15 protein-coding genes are annotated in these 15827 nt (G+C 66.1%); 7 read left to right on the top strand and 8 right to left on the bottom strand.

Features of this window, described 5'->3' with window-relative positions:
- Positions 1-12 precede the first annotated feature (12 nt).
- On the top strand, positions 13-1149 hold the full coding sequence (locus ACTPOI_RS04560; RefSeq protein ID WP_440106838.1) for a GGDEF domain-containing protein: 1137 nt from the start codon (positions 13-15) through the stop codon (positions 1147-1149).
- Between the two features lie 86 nt (positions 1150-1235).
- Positions 1236-2171, top strand: a complete 936-nt coding sequence (locus tag ACTPOI_RS04555) for an ATP-binding cassette domain-containing protein (protein ID WP_291519496.1) — start codon at positions 1236-1238, stop codon at positions 2169-2171.
- Positions 2172-2432: 261 nt separating this feature from the next.
- On the opposite strand, the gene purT is transcribed toward ACTPOI_RS04555, so the two are convergent.
- Complete coding sequence (gene purT, locus ACTPOI_RS04550) at positions 2433-3671, bottom strand: formate-dependent phosphoribosylglycinamide formyltransferase (RefSeq protein ID WP_440106836.1); 1239 nt, start codon at positions 3669-3671, stop codon at positions 2433-2435.
- A gap of 239 nt (positions 3672-3910) precedes the next feature.
- On the opposite strand from purT, the gene ACTPOI_RS04545 reads away from it, so the two are divergent.
- Positions 3911-4483, top strand: coding sequence for a DUF3455 domain-containing protein (locus tag ACTPOI_RS04545; protein WP_440106834.1), 573 nt, complete (start codon positions 3911-3913; stop codon positions 4481-4483).
- Between the two features lie 312 nt (positions 4484-4795).
- Here the strand turns inward: ACTPOI_RS04545 and cynS are convergent, their stop codons facing one another.
- The 6 genes from cynS to ACTPOI_RS04515 form a co-directional block, all read right to left on the bottom strand.
- The gene (cynS, locus tag ACTPOI_RS04540; RefSeq protein ID WP_291519493.1) at positions 4796-5239 is read right to left on the bottom strand and encodes a cyanase; all 444 of its coding nucleotides are present in this window, start codon (positions 5237-5239) and stop codon (positions 4796-4798) included.
- Positions 5240-5348: 109 nt separating this feature from the next.
- On the bottom strand, positions 5349-6221 hold the full coding sequence (locus ACTPOI_RS04535) for an ABC transporter ATP-binding protein (protein ID WP_300462631.1): 873 nt from the start codon (positions 6219-6221) through the stop codon (positions 5349-5351).
- On the bottom strand, positions 6211-7080 hold the full coding sequence (gene ntrB / locus ACTPOI_RS04530; protein WP_291519491.1) for a nitrate ABC transporter permease: 870 nt from the start codon (positions 7078-7080) through the stop codon (positions 6211-6213). Before ntrB ends, ACTPOI_RS04535 begins: the two co-directional genes overlap by 11 nt.
- A gap of 1 nt (position 7081) precedes the next feature.
- Positions 7082-8488, bottom strand: a complete 1407-nt coding sequence (locus ACTPOI_RS04525; protein ID WP_440106831.1) for a CmpA/NrtA family ABC transporter substrate-binding protein — start codon at positions 8486-8488, stop codon at positions 7082-7084.
- A 147-nt stretch (positions 8489-8635) separates the two neighbouring features.
- Positions 8636-9322, bottom strand: a complete 687-nt coding sequence (locus ACTPOI_RS04520; protein WP_440106829.1) for a response regulator — start codon at positions 9320-9322, stop codon at positions 8636-8638.
- Positions 9319-10530: a PAS domain S-box protein gene (locus tag ACTPOI_RS04515; protein ID WP_440106827.1), complete on the bottom strand. Its 1212-nt coding sequence runs from the start codon at positions 10528-10530 to the stop codon at positions 9319-9321. Before ACTPOI_RS04515 ends, ACTPOI_RS04520 begins: the two co-directional genes overlap by 4 nt.
- A gap of 80 nt (positions 10531-10610) precedes the next feature.
- On the opposite strand from ACTPOI_RS04515, the gene ACTPOI_RS04510 reads away from it, so the two are divergent.
- Positions 10611-11438 (top strand): ABC transporter permease, encoded by an 828-nt coding sequence (locus ACTPOI_RS04510; RefSeq protein WP_440106825.1) that lies wholly within the window; start codon positions 10611-10613, stop codon positions 11436-11438.
- A gap of 111 nt (positions 11439-11549) precedes the next feature.
- On the opposite strand, the gene ACTPOI_RS04505 is transcribed toward ACTPOI_RS04510, so the two are convergent.
- The gene (locus ACTPOI_RS04505; protein ID WP_440106823.1) at positions 11550-13139 is read right to left on the bottom strand and encodes a GMC family oxidoreductase; all 1590 of its coding nucleotides are present in this window, start codon (positions 13137-13139) and stop codon (positions 11550-11552) included.
- A gap of 120 nt (positions 13140-13259) precedes the next feature.
- Here ACTPOI_RS04505 and ACTPOI_RS04500 point away from each other — a divergent pair, with 120 nt between their 5' ends.
- The 3 genes from ACTPOI_RS04500 (at position 13260) to ACTPOI_RS04490 (ending at position 15751) form a co-directional block, all read left to right on the top strand.
- Positions 13260-14108, top strand: a complete 849-nt coding sequence (locus ACTPOI_RS04500; RefSeq protein WP_440106821.1) for a 3-hydroxybutyryl-CoA dehydrogenase — start codon at positions 13260-13262, stop codon at positions 14106-14108.
- Positions 14109-14302: 194 nt separating this feature from the next.
- Entirely contained in the window at positions 14303-15121 is an 819-nt protein-coding gene (locus ACTPOI_RS04495) for a crotonase/enoyl-CoA hydratase family protein (RefSeq protein WP_440106819.1), read from the top strand.
- Positions 15122-15289: 168 nt separating this feature from the next.
- Positions 15290-15751: a MarR family winged helix-turn-helix transcriptional regulator gene (locus tag ACTPOI_RS04490; protein ID WP_440106816.1), complete on the top strand. Its 462-nt coding sequence runs from the start codon at positions 15290-15292 to the stop codon at positions 15749-15751.
- Positions 15752-15827: the final 76 nt, after the last annotated feature.

Here is a 15827-nt window from a genome sequence, read left to right as displayed (position 1 = left end):
GCCAAGCCGCCCATGTCGCTGGACTTCTTCACCCTGATGGCCGTCATGGCGGCCAACCTGTTCATGATCTCGGCCGCGCTGCCGCTGATCATGGGCCGGGACGTGAGCCGCGCGGCGCGCCATGTGCAGGCAAGCATGCTGCTGCAGGCCGTTGGCTGGGTCGCCGTGATGGTGTCGGCATCGGTGTGGGACCAGGCACTGTCCACCCTCTTTATTGCCTGCCAGGCTGCCGCGCAGTGGATGCTGTACCGGGCGCTGGAGGAATGGCTGGGCCCGCGCCCGCTGCGGCGGGTGCTCATGGCGCTGGTGGTGGCGGCCCCGCTGGGCTACACGCTGGGGTTTGACGTGTATGCCTGGCGCGTGGGCTGGGCCAACGGGCTGCTGACGCTCATCCTGCTGATCGTGGCCCGTGCCACGCTCTTCCCGGTGCCGCAGGCAGAGGGCCGCTGGCGTGCGCTGCTGCTGGGCTGCCTTCTGACCTCGGCCTTCTTCACGCTGTCGAGGGGGCTGCTTGGCGCCTTCACCGGCGACTACCCCAGTTTCCGCACACCGCACCCCATCAACCTGGCCGCCGCCGTGGCAGTCAACATCAGCCTGGTGCTGGGCACCGTGGCCGTACTAGTGGCATGGCGCGACGAGGCCGAGCAGCAACTGCGCCTGCAGGCGATGACCGACGGACTGACCGGCCTGCTCAACCGCCGCGGCTACACCGCGCAGGGCGAAAACCTGCTGGCCCATGCCTGGCGGCACCGATTGCCGCTCACGGCCATGATGCTGGATGTAGACCATTTCAAGCAGATCAACGACCGCCACGGCCACAACGCCGGTGACCGCGCCCTGCAACTGTTTGCACGGCTACTCACCGAGACCTGCCGCAACGGCGATCTGATCGCGCGGCTGGGCGGGGAAGAGTTTGGCGTGCTGCTGATGCACAACGCGGCCGCGGCGGGCGTGGCCTTTGACAGGCGCCTGCGCAGCCGCCTGCAGGACGCCAGCGCCGCAGAACTGGGCTTTGTGCTGGACTACAGCGCCGGCATGGCATCGCTGCAGCCGGGCGAATCGAGCCTGACGGCCCTGATGGCCCGGGCCGACGCGGCCCTGTACGAGGCCAAGGCTGCCGGCCGCGGACGGCTGACAGGCGCAGGCTGAGGGGGCAGGCTGACCGCAGGAGTCTGGCCGGCCCAGGGGCCAGCCTGCACGGCGCAAGCCTGGGCCGCATCGCACACAATGCCCGGATGACTGCACTTTTTGAAGCCCTGAACCTGGGCAAGCGATACGGCGATGCGCGCGTGGTGGATGACGTCTCGTTTGCCATTGCCCCCGGCGAATGCCTGGGCGTGATCGGCCCCAACGGGGCGGGCAAGACCACCACCATCCGCATGTGCCTGGGCCTGACCACGCCCGACGAGGGCGGCGTGCAGTTTCGCCCCGACCCGGGCCAGCCACCGCTGCACATGCCGCGCGATGCGCTGGCCATCAAGGCACAGCTGGGCGTGGTCACGCAGTTCGACACGCTCGACCCCGACTTCACCTGCGCCGAGAACCTGCGCGTGTTCGGCCGCTACTTCGGCATCAAGGGCGCGGTGATGGACGAGCGCGTGCCCCAGCTGCTGGAGTTCGCCGCCCTCACGGCCAAGGCACAGGCCAAGCCGGGGGAGCTGTCGGGCGGCATGAAGCGCCGCCTGTCGCTGGCGCGTGCACTGGTCAACAACCCGCGCCTGCTGCTGCTGGATGAACCCACCACCGGCCTCGACCCGCAGGCGCGCCACCTGATGTGGGAGCGACTGCAGCTGCTGCTGCAGCAGGGCAAGTCCATCCTGCTGACCACGCACTTCATGGACGAGGCCGAACGCCTGTGCTCGCGCCTGCTGGTGCTGGACCATGGCAGGAAGATCGCCGAAGGCAAACCCCGCGAGTTGATCGCCCAGCATCTGGAGCCCGACGTCGTGGAGGTGTTTGGCGTGGGAGCCGTGGCGCTGGCGCAGGAGCCCGTGCTGCGCGAAATGGCTGCGCGCATCGAGGTGAGCGGCGAAACCGTGTTCTTCTACACGGCCAACGCCCAGCCGCTGCTCGAAGCGCTGGGCCAGCACGGCCATTTGCGTACGCTGCACCGGCCCGCCAACCTGGAAGACCTGTTCCTCAAGTTGACGGGGCGGCAGATCAGGGAGTGAGTGGCTGCGGGAGCGCCTCCGCATGGGGCGGATGGAACCAGACAGGCGGTTGCAAAGGGTAAAATGCTACTTTATTCATAGCATTGAAGCCAAACAATACCTGGGCTACAAGCCGTTTTAACCCAAAAAAAGGCTCATCCGTGCCCACCGGCGCTCACCCGGGCAATACCGTGACTGCAGAGCGCGGCCGGGCTTTGGCCGGTCAGCCTGAACGAAGCGGACAGTGCTGACACCTCCCGCCCCCTGTCAGGCGCCAAGCCCTCACACCGAGCGCGGCCTGACCTTGCTGGCCGCCAGCTTGGCGTTGCTACGGGCCGTGTCCACATCCGCTGCCCGCGCCAGCGCCACACCCATGCGGCGCTTGGCAAAGCTCTCGGGCTTGCCGAACAGGCGCAGGTCGGTGCCCGGGACAGCCAAGGCCTCGTCCACACCATCGAACACGATGCCCTGCGCGTCCACACCGCCATAGATCACGGCACTGGCGCCCGGGTTGCGCAGGCTGGTGTCCACCGGCAGACCGAGGATCGCGCGGGCGTGCAGCTCGAATTCGCTCTGGTGCTGGGTGCACAACGTGACCAGGCCGGTGTCGTGCGGGCGGGGGCTGACCTCGCTGAACCAGACCTGGTCGCCCTTGACGAACAGCTCCACGCCAAACAAGCCAAGCCCGGAGGGCTTTCCGTCAAAGCCTACACCCAGGTTATCGGTCACGGCCTTGGCGATCTGGCGCGACTTTTCAAGTGCGGCGGGGTGCATGGGGTGCGGCTGCCAGCTTTCCACGTAGTCGCCACTCACCTGCACATGGCCGATGGGGTCGCAGAAGCTGGTGATGATCTGGCCGTCGGCCCCGACCGAACGCACGGTGAGCTGGGTGATTTCGTAGTCAAAGTCGATGAAGCCCTCGACGATCACGCGGCCGTGGCTGACGCGGCCGCCGGCCATGGCGTAGTCCCAGGCTTTTTGAACATCGTCGGGCCCGTCAATCTTGCTCTGGCCCTTGCCGGAGCTGCTCATCACGGGCTTGACGATGCAGGGGTAGCCCACCCCTTTCCCATTCCCGGCGTCGATGGCCGCCTGCAGCTCTTCGAGGGAGTTGCAGAACTTGTAGGGGCTGGTGGGCAGGCCCAGCGTTTCGGCGGCCAGCACGCGGATGCCTTCGCGGTCCATGGTGAGGCGGGCAGCGCGGGCCGTGGGAATCACGCGCACGACGCCAGCGGCTTCCAGCTCTTCAAGCATGGGGGTGGCGATGGCTTCGATCTCGGGCACCACCAGGTGCGGGCGCTCGGCTTCGATCAGGGCCTTGAGCGCCGCCGGGTCGCTCATGGTGATGGTGCGCGCGTGGTGCGCCACCTGCTGGCCGGGCGCGTTGTCGTAGCGGTCTACCGCGATGGTTTCCACGCCCAGGCGCTGCAGGGCAATCAGCACCTCCTTGCCCAACTCGCCCGAGCCCAGGAGCATGACTTTGGTGGCGTGGGATGACAGGGGGGTTCCAAGGGTCGTCATGGGGTGGCTTTCAGGAGGCTGGCGGGGTGAGAGTCGGGAACAACGCTGGCGAATGTAATGCAGACCGGAGGCCGCACACGGGCAGCGCTCGCAAGCCCCGCCGCAGCGGTCGGGGTCCTGCTGCATGGACCTTGAAAAATTTTTGCGATTTTTTGAATCCGTTGGGTCAGCTGGCGAGTATTCAAGGCACCAGCCCTGCTGTCACCCCTTGTTCAACCTGATCTGAAAGCGAAAACGCCATGTCCAAGACCCTGACCTCCCGCCTGCTTCCCGTTGCTGGCGCCCTGGCCGCTGCCGTGCTGCTGTCTGCCTGCGGCTCGATGTCGTCCATGCCCGCCAAGACGATGTTCTCGCAGGACAGCCTGCCCGACAGCATCAAGGTGCCGGCCGGAAACAAGGTGGCCATGGAAACCGTGGGCGTGGGCGAGATCACCTACGAATGCCGCGACAAAGCCAACATGCCCGGCCAGACCGAATGGGTGTTTGTGGGCCCCAAGGCAGTGCTGAACGACCGCAGCGGCAAGCAAGTGGGCACCTACTACGGCCCACCCGCTACCTGGGAATCGATGGACGGCTCCAAGCTGACCGCCACCCAGCTGGCCGTGGCACCTGCCGGCACCGGCAACCTGCCGCTGCAGCTGGTGAAGGCCAACCCCGCCATGGGCACCGGCGCCATGACCGGCGTGACTTACATCCAGCGCGTGGCACTGAAGGGCGGCGTGGCCCCCGCCACCGCCTGCACCACCGCCAGCAAGGGCGCCCGCGAAATCGTGAAGTACCAGGCCGACTACATTTTCTGGAAGGCGGCGTAAGCCTTGCGATTGACCGTACCCAGCACTTGTGGAGGGTGCTGGTAATCCTTGAATTCGCACGCCAGTACTGAGCGAGGCGCGTGGCCGACGCACTCGCACGGCTCAAGCCAGCGACCGCCGCGCAAGGGCCGCCAAGCCGCAAAGGCGGCGCTTCGCTTGCGGGCGCTGGCGGTGTCCCCCTTCCCGAATTGCGCAGCAATTCGAGAAAAGGGGCTGAGTGCCGCGGCTCCGGGCCTGCCTGCGCAGGCCTGGACGGCAACGAAGAGCGGCTGCCTCTGGCGGACGCACCGAGGCGCAAAGCGCCTCAGGGGGTTAGTACTGCTTATACGGCAGGAACTTGCCCGACAGCACCACATTCACGCGGTCACCATTGGGGTTGGCCTCGCGCTGGATGTCCATGCTGAAGTCGATCGCGCTCATGATGCCGTCGCCAAACTCCTCGTGGATCAGTTCCTTGATGGTGGTGCCGTACACGCTGACGATTTCGTACCAGCGGTAGATCAGCGGGTCGGTCGGCACGGGCGTGGGCAGCGAGCCCTTGTAGGGTACGACCTGCAGCCACTTCTGCTCCTCGGCCGTCAGGCCAAAGATCTTGCCCAGCACCTTGGCCTGTTCGGCCGTGGCCGTCATCTGGCCCAGGCACAGCGCGGTGGTCCATTCCTTCGACTGGCCGACCTTCTTGGCAATGGCATCCCATTGCAGGCCCTTGGCGACCTTGGTGCTGATGATCTTTTCGGTGACGTCGTTGCGGTTCATGGTGATGGCTCCTTGATGGGATGGGGTGGAACAGGGAACAAAATTTCAGGGTGCAGCCCTCCCTGTCACCCGCGAAGGGCAACACGGCGAGGCTCTGGGGCTGATGGAATCAGTGGGCTTTGGCCCGCGTCACGAGGAAGTCGACGATGTGGTTGCGCAGCGGGTAGTACCCGTCCAGATGGTGCAGGCTGGCGCGCGTGCGTTCACGCGGCAGCGGGTTGACCACCACCTCGGCGATGCCGCCGGGGCGGTAGCCCTCGGGCGTCTCGTTGCCGTTGCTCATGAGCAAAATGCGGTCGGCCAGCAGGATGGCTTCGTCGACGTCGTGCGTGATCATGAAAACCGTCTGCTGCGTCTGCCGCACGATGGTCATCAACTCGTCCTGGATGGTGCCGCGCGTGAGCGCATCCAGTGCGCCAAAGGGCTCGTCCAGCAGCAGCATCTTGGGCTGGATGGAGAACGCCCGTGCAATGCCCACGCGCTGCTTCATGCCACCCGAGAGCTGCGAGGGCTTCTTGTCGATGGCGGGGCTCAGGCCGACCAGCGCCACAAACTTCTCGACGTGCGCGGTGACCTGCGCCGCCTTCCACTCGGGCCAGCGCGACTTGACGGCAAACGCGATGTTCTGGCGCACCGTCAGCCAGGGCATGAGCGCGTGGCTCTGGAACACCACGCCGCGGTCCAGGCTGGGGCCCGAGACCTCGCGGCCGTCCATGATGACGTTGCCGGACGTCGCGGTATCCAGCCCCGCCAGCACGTTCAGAATGGTGGTCTTGCCGCAGCCCGAGTGGCCGATGATGCAGACGAATTCGCCCTTGTCGAGCGTGAAGGACACGTCGGCAAACACCGGCTTGGCGGGCACGTAGGCCTTGCCCAGTTTTTCAATCTGCAGGAATCCGGTCACGTTGGCGGCCTTTCGTTGCTGGGGGTCACGGGCATCGGGGGCGGGCGCAGTAGCGCGCTGGGTCACGTCACTCCACATAGGTCACCACCTTCTGCAGCTGGCCAAAGGCCAGGTCCAGCAGCATGCCCACCAGGCCGATGACCACGATGGCGAAGATCACGTTGGTGAGCGAGAGGTTGTTCCACTCGTTCCACACGAAGTAGCCAATGCCCGTACCACCCACCAGCATCTCGGCTGCCACGATCACCAGCCAGGCAATGCCCATGCTGATGCGCATGCCCGTCAGGATGGTGGGCGCCGCCGCGGGCAGGATCACCAGAAAGGCCTTGCGCAGCGGGTTCACCTCCAGCGTGGCCGACACGTTGAGCCATTCGCGCTTGACCGAGGCCACGCCAAAGGCCGTGTTCACCAGCATCGGCCACACCGAGCAGATGAAGATCACAAAGATGCCCGAGATGGACGAATCCTTGATGGTGTAGAGCGCCAGCGGCATCCACGCCAGTGGGCTGATGGGCTTGAGCACCTGGATGAACGGATCGAAGGCGCGGCGCAGCAGCGGCGACATGCCGATGACAAACCCCAGCGGTATGGCCACCAGACAGGCCAGGCCAAAGCCCAGTGCCACGCGGCCCAGCGAATGCGCCAGCTGGATGGCAATGCCCTTGTCGTTGGGCCCGTTGTCGTAGAACGGGTTGGACAGATGGCTCCACACCGTGGTGCCCATGGCCCCCAGTGTGGGGAACCCGCCGCTCTTGGGCGCGCCGGGGTCCTTGCCCATCATCTTGGCGTACTCGATCTGCTCGGCCGTCATGCCGGCCGTGCTGCCGCCTGCAGCGCCCGACGGCGCCGTGGCGATGTACCAGATGCCCAGCAGCGTCAGGAAGATGAGCACGGACAGCAGGCCCGCGCGCAGGTTGAGGTTTTTGGCTGCGTTCATCTCAAGCTGCCTTGCGGATGGGGAAGCTCTTCGAGTATTCCGCGGCCTTCGCCGCATCAAACTCGCGCCCCATGATCTTGAACTTGGGGTACGCGCCCTCAGGCACCTTCTGGTCCAGCGCTTTCATGTGCTTCTTGGCGTCGGTGATCAAGAACACCTGCTCGGCGATCTGCTTGTAATTGACCTCGCCCTTGACATAGCCCCAGCGCTGCATCTGCGTGAGCATCCACACCGCCATGCTCTGCCAGGGCATGGGGTCGAAGTCGGCGCGGTCCGGCACAGTCTGGATCTTGCCCAGGCCGTCGGCGAAACGGCCGGTCAGCACCTGGTTGAGCACGGTCTCGGGCTGGTTGAGGTACTGCGCAGGTGCAATCACCTTGGCGATCAGCTCGCGGTTTTCGGGCTTGCGCGCCATGGCGGCCGACGTGAGCACGGCGCGGTACAGCGCGGCAAAGGTGTTGGGGTTTTGCTGGATGAACTCGGCGCTGGTGCCGAAGGCGCAGCAGGGGTGGCCGTCCCACAGCTCCTTGGTCAGGATGTGCAGGAAGCCGATTTCCTCGTACACCGCGCGCTGGTTGAACGGATCAGGGCCCAGGTAGCCGTCGATGTTGCCGGCACGCAGGTTGGCCACCATTTCTGGCGGCGGCACCACGCGGATCTGGATGTCGGTGTCGGGGTTCAGGCCATGCTCTGCCACGTAGTAGCGCAGCAGGAAGTTGTGCATGCTGAACTCGAACGGCACTGCAAACTTGAAGCCCTTCCACTGCTTGGGGTCGCGCTTGTCCTTGTGCTTGTTGGCCAGCGTGATGGCCTGCCCGTTGGTGTTCTGGATGGTGGCCACCTTCATGGGCATGGCGTTGGAGCCCACGCCCATCGAGATGGCCAGCGGCATGGGGCTCAGGAAGTGCGTGGCGTCGTACTCCTTGTTCATCATCTTGTCGCGGATCAGTGCCCAGCCGGCCGTCTTGGTGACCTCGACGTTCAGGCCCTGTTTTTGATAGAAACCAAGCGGGTGCGCCATGATCAGCGGCGTGGCGCAGGTGATCGGGATGAAGCCGATCTTGAGGTCCTTCTTTTCCAGCGCGCCCTGCTTTTCCTGGGCCATGGCCTGCAGGCTGGCCACGGGCAGCACACTGCCGATGGCGGCCATGGCCGTACCCTTGCCCACGGCGCGCAGGAAGCGGCGGCGCACTTCGTCTTGCGGGAACAGCGCCTTGACCAGCGTGGCCTCGATGAACTCGTTGCTATAGGCCTCGAATTCGCTGGTGAGGCTGCGTTCGCGCAGCTTGGCGGCAGCGGCATCGGCCACCACCTCGGCGTGGTGGTCTGCGGCAGTGTGGTCACGGCCACAGCTGCACTTGAGCATCAAAGGGCGGTCGGCATCAAAGGGCGAGAAGAATTCGGACATGGCACACCTCGAAGAGTTGGTGCCTGTCTTTACGCAAAGCGCGGGCCAGCTTGTGGTCCGTTCCGGGTGTCCGATGCATTTCGCGGGGCTGGCGTCTACACCGTGTAGGGCCAGCACTACAGCCGGACCGATGGGCGCCGCAAAAACTCAACTTTCGGGCAGCCCGCGGGCCAGCAGGGCCAGTTCCACATCGTTGCGCGCACCGGTTTTTTCGAGGATGCGGGCGCGGTAGGTGCTCACCGTGTTGGGCGCCAGCTTGAGCTGCGCACCAATTTCGCTCACGCTGTGCCCTGCCGTGAGCAGGCGGAACACCTGGTGCTCCCGGTAAGAGAGCGCGTCCACGCCTACGGGCAGCCCTGGCTGGGCCGCACGCACCACGCCGGTGCGCTCCACGGCCCCGGCCAGCGCCTGGGCTGTGGCCTCGGTCAGGTAGCGCCCGCCGGCAGCCACCTTGCGCACGGCAGCCACCATGTCGTCGGGGTCGGCGCTTTTGTGCAGGTAACCGGCGGCGCCCATCTGTATGCAGCGCACGGCGTACTGGCGCTCGGGGTAGGTGCTGAGCATCAGCACCGGCAGCGCGGGCCAGGCCTTGCGCAGCGCCTGCAGCGCTTCCAGGCCGTCCATGTCGGGCATGGCGATGTCCAGCAGCACCAGGTCGAGCCCCTGCGTGCCACCCAGCTGGGCGACTTGCGCCAACACCTCCTGCCCCTGCGTGGCCTCGCCGGCCACCACGATCTCGGGCAGCCCGTTGGCGGGGTCGGCCAGCACCTGTTTGAGGCCTTCGCGGACGATGCGGTGGTCGTCGCCCAGCAGCACGCGGATGGGGGTGTTCATGCCAGCTCCAGCGGTATGGCCAGCCGCAGGCACGAGCCCTGGCCAGGCTCGCTGACGATGGCGAGCTTGCCGCCCAGCTGCCGCGCCCGTTCGCGCATGCCCATCACGCCATAGGCAGTGGGCGCCTCCAGCGCCTGCCGGGTGGCGCCCACGCCGTTGTCCTGCACGCGCAGTTCCAGCACCTCCTCCTGCACCTCGATCGCAATGTCGATGGCGCTGGCCTGCGCGTGGCGGCCCACGTTGCTCAGCATTTCCTGGAAGATGCGGAACACCGCGATGGCCGCTGGCTCGGGCAGTTGCAGCCCGGCGGGGATGTCCATGCGCCAGGCCAGCCGCAGCTCGGCCGACTGCACGAACTCCTGGGCCTGCCACTCCAGCGCCGCCCACAGGCCCTGGTGGTCCAGGATGCTCGGGCGCAGGTCGGTAATGATGCGGCCCACGTTGTCGACGGCTGTCTCGATCAGGCGGCTCATGTTCTGGCACTTGCAGCGCATCTGCGTGCGCATGTCGCCCGCTGCCTCGGCGCTGCGGCCCTCTTGCTCGCCCAGGCGCTTGTGCAGCCAGTTCACATCCATCTTCAGCGCCACGAGCAGGCTGCCGAGCTCGTCGTGCACCTCGCGGGCGATGCGGGTGCGCTCTTCCTCGCGCACCTGCTCTGAGTAGGCGGACAGCTCGCGCAGCTGCCCCAGTGCGCTGGAGAGTTCCTCGGTGCGCAACGCCACGCGCTGCTCCAGCTCATCATTGGCGCGGGCCAGTTGGTCGTGTGCGCGCTGCAGTTCATCGGCCGCCAGCTTGCGGCTGGTGATGTCCACAAAGGTGATCACCGCGCCGTGGACGGTGTCGCCTTCGAGAATCGGGTAACTGGAATACTCGACCGGGAAGGACGTGCCGTCCCTGCGCCAGAACACCTCCGCGTCCACCCGGCAGGGCAGGCCGTTGCGAAAGGCGTTGAAGATGGGGCAGTCGCTGTCGGCATACGCGGTGCCGTCGGCATGCGAATGGTGGGTCAGGGCGTGCATGTTGCGGCCCATCACCTCGTCGGCCGCAAAGCCGATCATCTGCGCCCCGGCGCGGTTGATGAAGACGCAGTCGCCCGCAAGATCGACGCCAAAGACGCCCTCGCCCGTGGATTCGAGCATGAGACCCAGCCGGTGCTGCCACAGCGCACCCTGGCCGGCGGGGAGTTTCAGGACGTTGTTGGCGGACATCCCGCTGCTGCAAGCAATGGCCGTGCCCGTGCCCGCGCGTGCGGGCAGCCCGTTCGCCCCGGACCCCGCACAATAGGGAGATGCAAGCTACTTCCGACTCCCTGCCGCCCGCGCCCGTTTCGGTGTGGCGCCCGCCCAGCCTGTCCCTGCGCTTCTGGCCGGTGTTCATGCGCAACCTGCTGGTGTGGCGCAAGCTGGCCATCCCCAGCCTGGTGGGCAACATTGCCGAGCCGCTGATGTGGCTGGTGGCGTTTGGTTACGGCATGGGCGCGCTGGTGGGGCAAATCACGGTGCAGGGCACGCCGGTGCCCTACATCCTGTTCCTGGCCAGCGGCTCCATCTGCATGAGCGCCATGAACGCGGCGAGCTTTGAGGCGCTGTACTCGGCGTTCTCGCGCATGCATGTGCAGAAAACGTGGGACGGCATCATGAACGCGCCCGTGCGGCTCGATGACGTGGTGCTGGCCGAAATGCTGTGGGCGGCATTCAAGGCGCTGTTCACCGTGACGGCCATCCTGGGCGTGATGCTGGCACTGGGCATCAGCCACAGCCCCAAGCTGCTGGTGGCGTGGCCGGTGCTGCTGTTCGTGGGGATCATGTTCTCCAGCATTGCGCTGATTTTCAACGCGCTGGCCAAGGGCTACGACTTCTTCACGTACTACTTCACGCTGGTGCTCACGCCGATGATGTTCCTCTCGGGCGTGTTCTTTCCACGCGAGCAGCTGCCGCCCATCGTGCGTGCCATCTCCGACTGGCTGCCGTTGACCAATGCCGTGGAGCTGGTGCGCCCGCTGTTCATGGACCGCTGGCCCGACACGCCGCTGCGCCACGCCGCGGTGCTGGTGGTGACCACGGTGGTGGCTTTCTGGGTAGCGCTGGCGCTGACGCGGCGGCGGTTCCGCGGCTGAAGGCCATCCGCCCGATTGCTATTATTTATATAGCAATACAGGCAATTGGAACAAGCGCTACAGGCCGAAATGGCTTGAAATCAGCTGTCAGGCATGCGCCCGGGGCCGAATTCAGGCTGCCGCGCGCAGCAGATCCACAGCCTTCTCGGCAATCATCACGGTAGGCGCGTTGGTGTTGCCGCTCACGATGCGCGGCATGATGGACGCGTCCACCACGCGCAGGCCATCCAGGCCATGCACGCGCAGGTCGGCATCCACCACATCCAGCGGCCCGGGGCCCATGCGACAGCTGCCCACCGGGTGGTAGATGGTGTCGGCGTACTGGCGGATGACGGCCTCGATCTCGGCGTCGGTCTGGGCGCTCCCGGTGGCTGAAAGCTCCTTCGCACCGTACGTCGCCAACGCGGGCTGCGCCAGGATTTCGCGCAGCCGCCGGAAGCCCTGCACCATGCGCCGCATGTCGTCGGGGTCGGCCAGGAAGTTCGGGTCCACCAGGGGCAGCGCCATGGGGTCGCTGCTGGCCAGCGTGACGCTGCCGCGGCTCTTTGGCTGCAGCAGGCACACATGGCCCGAGTAGCCGTGGCCGAACACCGTTTTGCGGCCATGATCCACCAGCTTGCCGATCACGAAGTGCAGTTGCAGGTCAGGTGCAGCCTCGCCGGGGGTGCTCTTGATGAAACCGCCGGCCTCGGCAAAGTTGGTGGTCAGCAGGCCGGTGCGCTGCCTGCGCCACTCGGCCATGCCGCGCAGCGCGCTCACCATGCCCGCCAGCGACAGGCCAAACAGGTCCTGCAAGTTAGGCGCGTCCAGCACCTGCACCACGTCGGGGTGATCGTGCAGGTGGGCGCCCACGCCGGGCAGGTTGTGCATCACCGGTATGCCCATCTCCTGCAGATGCTTGCCGGGCCCGATGCCAGACAGCATCAGCAGCTGCGGCGACAGCAGCGCGCCCGCGCTGAGCAGCACCTCGCGCCGCGCCTTCACCTGCTGCACGCTGCCGCCCTGGCGGTACTCCACGCCCACAGCGCGGCGGCCTTCGAACAGGATGCGTGTGGCGCGCGCGCCGGTGACCACCTGCAGGTTGGCCCGGCCCAGGTGCGGCGTGAGGTAGCCCTTGGCCGCGCTGTGGCGCTCGCCGTTCTTGTGGGTGACCTGGTACAGGCCCACGCCCTCCTGCGTGGCACCGTTGAAGTCGTCGTTGTGGGGGTGGCCGGCCTGCACGCCCGCCTGCGCAAACAGGTGACTGAAGCGGTTGGGCGAGCGCAGGTCGGCCACGTTGAACGGCCCGCCCTGGCCGTGCCAGGTATTGGCGCCGCGCTCGTTGTTCTCGGCACGCAGGAAGTAGGGCTTGACGTCCTCCCAGCCCCAGCCCGGGTTGCCCTGGGCGGCCCAGTGGTCGTAGTCGGCGTGCTGGCCGCGCACGTACACCATGGCGTTGATGGAGCTGGAGCCCCCCAGCACCTTGCCGCGCGGCTGGTAGCCCCGGCGGTTGTTCAGGGCAGGCTGCGGCGTGGTGTCGATGCCCCAGCCATTGAGCTCGAACTTGGCCATGACGGCCAGGCCCGCAGGGCAATGGATGAACACGCTGCTGTCAGCCGGGCCGGCCTCCAGCAGGCACACACGCACGGCCGGGTCTTCCGTCAGGCGCCCTGCGAGCACGGAGCCGGCCGAGCCGCCGCCGATCACGATGTAGTCGAACATGCTGGGTTTGTCCCCTGTTGTATTGGTTGTAGTGGTGGTGTCGGGGGACCATAACCGAACGGGCGTTCGATTCGCTTTACCATCCTGCCCGTCTGTTTCACTTTGAAGAGAGCTCTCTATATGACGATTCAAACGGTTGGCATCATCGGCGCGGGGACCATGGGCAACGGCATTGCGCAGGCGTGCGCGGTGTCGGGCATCAATGTGGTGATGGTGGACATCTCCGATGCTGCAGTGCAAAAAGGCTTGGCCACCGTCGCAGGCAGCCTGGACCGCCTGATCAAGAAGGAAAAGATCAGCGCTGCCGACAAGGACGCCGCACTGGCGCGCATCCAAACCTCGACCAGCTACGACGACCTCAAGGCCGCGCAGCTGGTGATCGAGGCCGCGACCGAGAACTACGACCTCAAGGTCAAGATCGTCAAGCAGATCGACGCCATCGTGCCGCCGGAAGTGATCATTGCCTCGAACACCTCGTCGATCTCCATCACCAAGCTGGCCGCAGCCACCAGCCGCGCCGACAAGTTCATCGGCATGCACTTCTTCAACCCCGTGCCCATGATGGCGCTGGTGGAGATCATTCGTGGCCTGCAGACCTCTGACGCCACGCACGACGCCGTGAAGGCCCTGGCCGAAGCCCTGGGCAAGAGCCCCATTACCGTGAAGAACGCCCCCGGCTTTGTGGTCAACCGCATCCTGGTGCCCATGATCAACGAGGCTTTCTTCGTGCTGGCCGAGGGCCTGGCCACGCCGGAAGATATCGATGCGGGCATGAAGCTGGGCTGCAACCAGCCCATTGGCCCGCTGGCGCTGGCCGACATGATCGGCCTGGATGTGTGCCTGGCCGTGATGGACGTGTACCTCACGGAGTTTGGCGACAGCAAGTACCGCCCCTGCCCGCTGCTCAAGGAAATGGTGGCTGCGGGCCGCCTGGGGCGCAAGACGGGCCAGGGCGTGTATAGGTATTGAAGCCCCCCTGAGTCGCTTCGCGCCATCCCCCCTGAGGGGGGACGCACCCAGCGCGGCGGGGCGGCCCTTGCGCGGGTGCACTGGCATGGGCCGCGCCAGATTTTGAGGCCGCGCACGTTGGTTAGTCGCGCTGTCTCGATTGAGACGGCACGCTGTGCGTGAAGCGTTTTCAATGTTGGGCAAGGAGACACACCATGCCCACCCTCACCCCCACCACACCCCCGCCCGAAGGCTGCATCGACACGCAGGTCATCGGCCATGTGCTGCTGATCGGCATCAACCGCCCGGCCAAGCGCAACGGGTGGACGCCGCCCATGTTCCGGCAGCTGGCCGAGGCCTACACCCGGCTGGATGACGACCCCGCGCTGCGCGTGGGTGTGCTGCATGCGTTTGGCGACCACTTCACGGCGGGGCTGGACCTGCCCGCTGTGAGCGCCTACATGCAGCGCGGCGAAAAAGCCATTCCCGAAGGCTTGGTAGAGCCGCACGACTATGGCCTGCCGGGCTACCGGCGCCGCTCAAAGCCGATGGTGGTGGCGGTCAAGGGCATCTGCTTTACCGTGGGCATCGAGCTGATGCTGGGCGCCGACATCGTGGTGGCGGCCGACAACTGCCGCTTTTCGCAGATGGAAGTGCAGCGCGGCATCATGGCCACGGGCGGCGCCACGCTGCGCATGGCCGAGCGGGCGGGCACCGGCAACGCCCTGCTGCATTTGCTGACCGCCGACGAGTTTGGCAGCGCCGAGGCCTACCGCCTGAACTTTGTGCAGAAGGTGGTGCCCGCAGGGCAGGAGCTCGATGCAGCGCTGCAGATTGCCCAGCGCATCGAAGCCCAGGCCCCGCTGGCCGTGGTGGCCACGCGCCTGAATGTGCTCAAGGCCATTCAGCAAGGCCAGGCGGCTGCGGTGGCCGAATTCATCCCGGTGCAGAAGACACTGGCCAACAGCGAGGACGCGGCCGAGGGCGTGCGCGCTTTTCTGGAGCGGCGGCCGGCGCGGTTCAGCGGGCGGTAGAGGTCAGCGGGCTGAAGAGATCAGCGGGCGAGGGGCGCGCCTCCTTTCGTGGCGCGCGAGTATCACCTGCAGTGCAAGCGCGCGCGCCCCGTCCCATTACCCGTTCACGCTACAAGTGTTTACACAATTCAATTGCACGCAATTTAATAGCGCCGCACAATTGTGCCCATGTCCAGCACTGCCACACCCCACACTCCCAGCCCAGCCCTCTTGCGGCTGGACAACCAGGTGTGCTTTGCGCTGTATTCGGCCTCGCTGGCCATGACCAAGTTGTACAAGCCCCTGCTCGACAACATCGGTCTTACCTACCCGCAGTACCTCGTGATGCTGGTGCTATGGGAGCAGGACGGACTCATGGTGTCGGAGCTGGGTGAGCGCCTGTTCCTCGACTCCGGCACGCTCACACCACTGCTCAAGCGGCTGGAGGCCCAGGGCCATATTGCCCGGCTGCGCGATGTGCAGGACGAACGCCGTGTGCGCATCACCCTGACGACCGAAGGCCGTGCGCTGCGCAGCCAGGCCGAGATCATTCCGCAATGCGTGCTGCAGAGCAGCCAGTGCTCGCTGTCCGAACTGGCGGCGCTCACCGGCCAGCTCAAGGACCTTCGCGGCAAGCTCCACCAGCGTTGATGGCACCGCCCACGCCCCACCCCTGATACCGATTCCCTCCCCGCCCACCCGTGGGCACCAACCTCCAAGGAAGACA

Source organism: Acidovorax sp. BL-A-41-H1, assembly GCF_051942715.1.
The sequence above is the reverse complement of the archived record's forward strand: the minus strand, read 5'-3'. Positions and strand labels throughout refer to the sequence as shown.

Excerpts from the sequence above, each read along its gene's own strand:
- ACTPOI_RS04560 (WP_440106838.1), top strand. The coding sequence starts at position 13 with ATGTCGCTGGACTTCTTCACCCTGATGGCCGTCATGGCGGCCAACCTG.
- ACTPOI_RS04555 (WP_291519496.1), top strand. The coding sequence starts at position 1,236 with ATGACTGCACTTTTTGAAGCCCTGAACCTGGGCAAGCGATACGGCGAT.
- purT (WP_440106836.1), bottom strand. The coding sequence starts at position 3,671 with ATGACGACCCTTGGAACCCCCCTGTCATCCCACGCCACCAAAGTCATG.
- ACTPOI_RS04545 (WP_440106834.1), top strand. The coding sequence starts at position 3,911 with ATGTCCAAGACCCTGACCTCCCGCCTGCTTCCCGTTGCTGGCGCCCTG.
- cynS (WP_291519493.1), bottom strand. The coding sequence starts at position 5,239 with ATGAACCGCAACGACGTCACCGAAAAGATCATCAGCACCAAGGTCGCC.
- ACTPOI_RS04535 (WP_300462631.1), bottom strand. The coding sequence starts at position 6,221 with ATGTGGAGTGACGTGACCCAGCGCGCTACTGCGCCCGCCCCCGATGCC.
- ntrB (WP_291519491.1), bottom strand. The coding sequence starts at position 7,080 with ATGAACGCAGCCAAAAACCTCAACCTGCGCGCGGGCCTGCTGTCCGTG.
- ACTPOI_RS04525 (WP_440106831.1), bottom strand. The coding sequence starts at position 8,488 with ATGTCCGAATTCTTCTCGCCCTTTGATGCCGACCGCCCTTTGATGCTC.
- ACTPOI_RS04520 (WP_440106829.1), bottom strand. The coding sequence starts at position 9,322 with ATGAACACCCCCATCCGCGTGCTGCTGGGCGACGACCACCGCATCGTC.
- ACTPOI_RS04515 (WP_440106827.1), bottom strand. The coding sequence starts at position 10,530 with ATGTCCGCCAACAACGTCCTGAAACTCCCCGCCGGCCAGGGTGCGCTG.
- ACTPOI_RS04510 (WP_440106825.1), top strand. The coding sequence starts at position 10,611 with ATGCAAGCTACTTCCGACTCCCTGCCGCCCGCGCCCGTTTCGGTGTGG.
- ACTPOI_RS04505 (WP_440106823.1), bottom strand. The coding sequence starts at position 13,139 with ATGTTCGACTACATCGTGATCGGCGGCGGCTCGGCCGGCTCCGTGCTC.
- ACTPOI_RS04500 (WP_440106821.1), top strand. The coding sequence starts at position 13,260 with ATGACGATTCAAACGGTTGGCATCATCGGCGCGGGGACCATGGGCAAC.
- ACTPOI_RS04495 (WP_440106819.1), top strand. The coding sequence starts at position 14,303 with ATGCCCACCCTCACCCCCACCACACCCCCGCCCGAAGGCTGCATCGAC.
- ACTPOI_RS04490 (WP_440106816.1), top strand. The coding sequence starts at position 15,290 with ATGTCCAGCACTGCCACACCCCACACTCCCAGCCCAGCCCTCTTGCGG.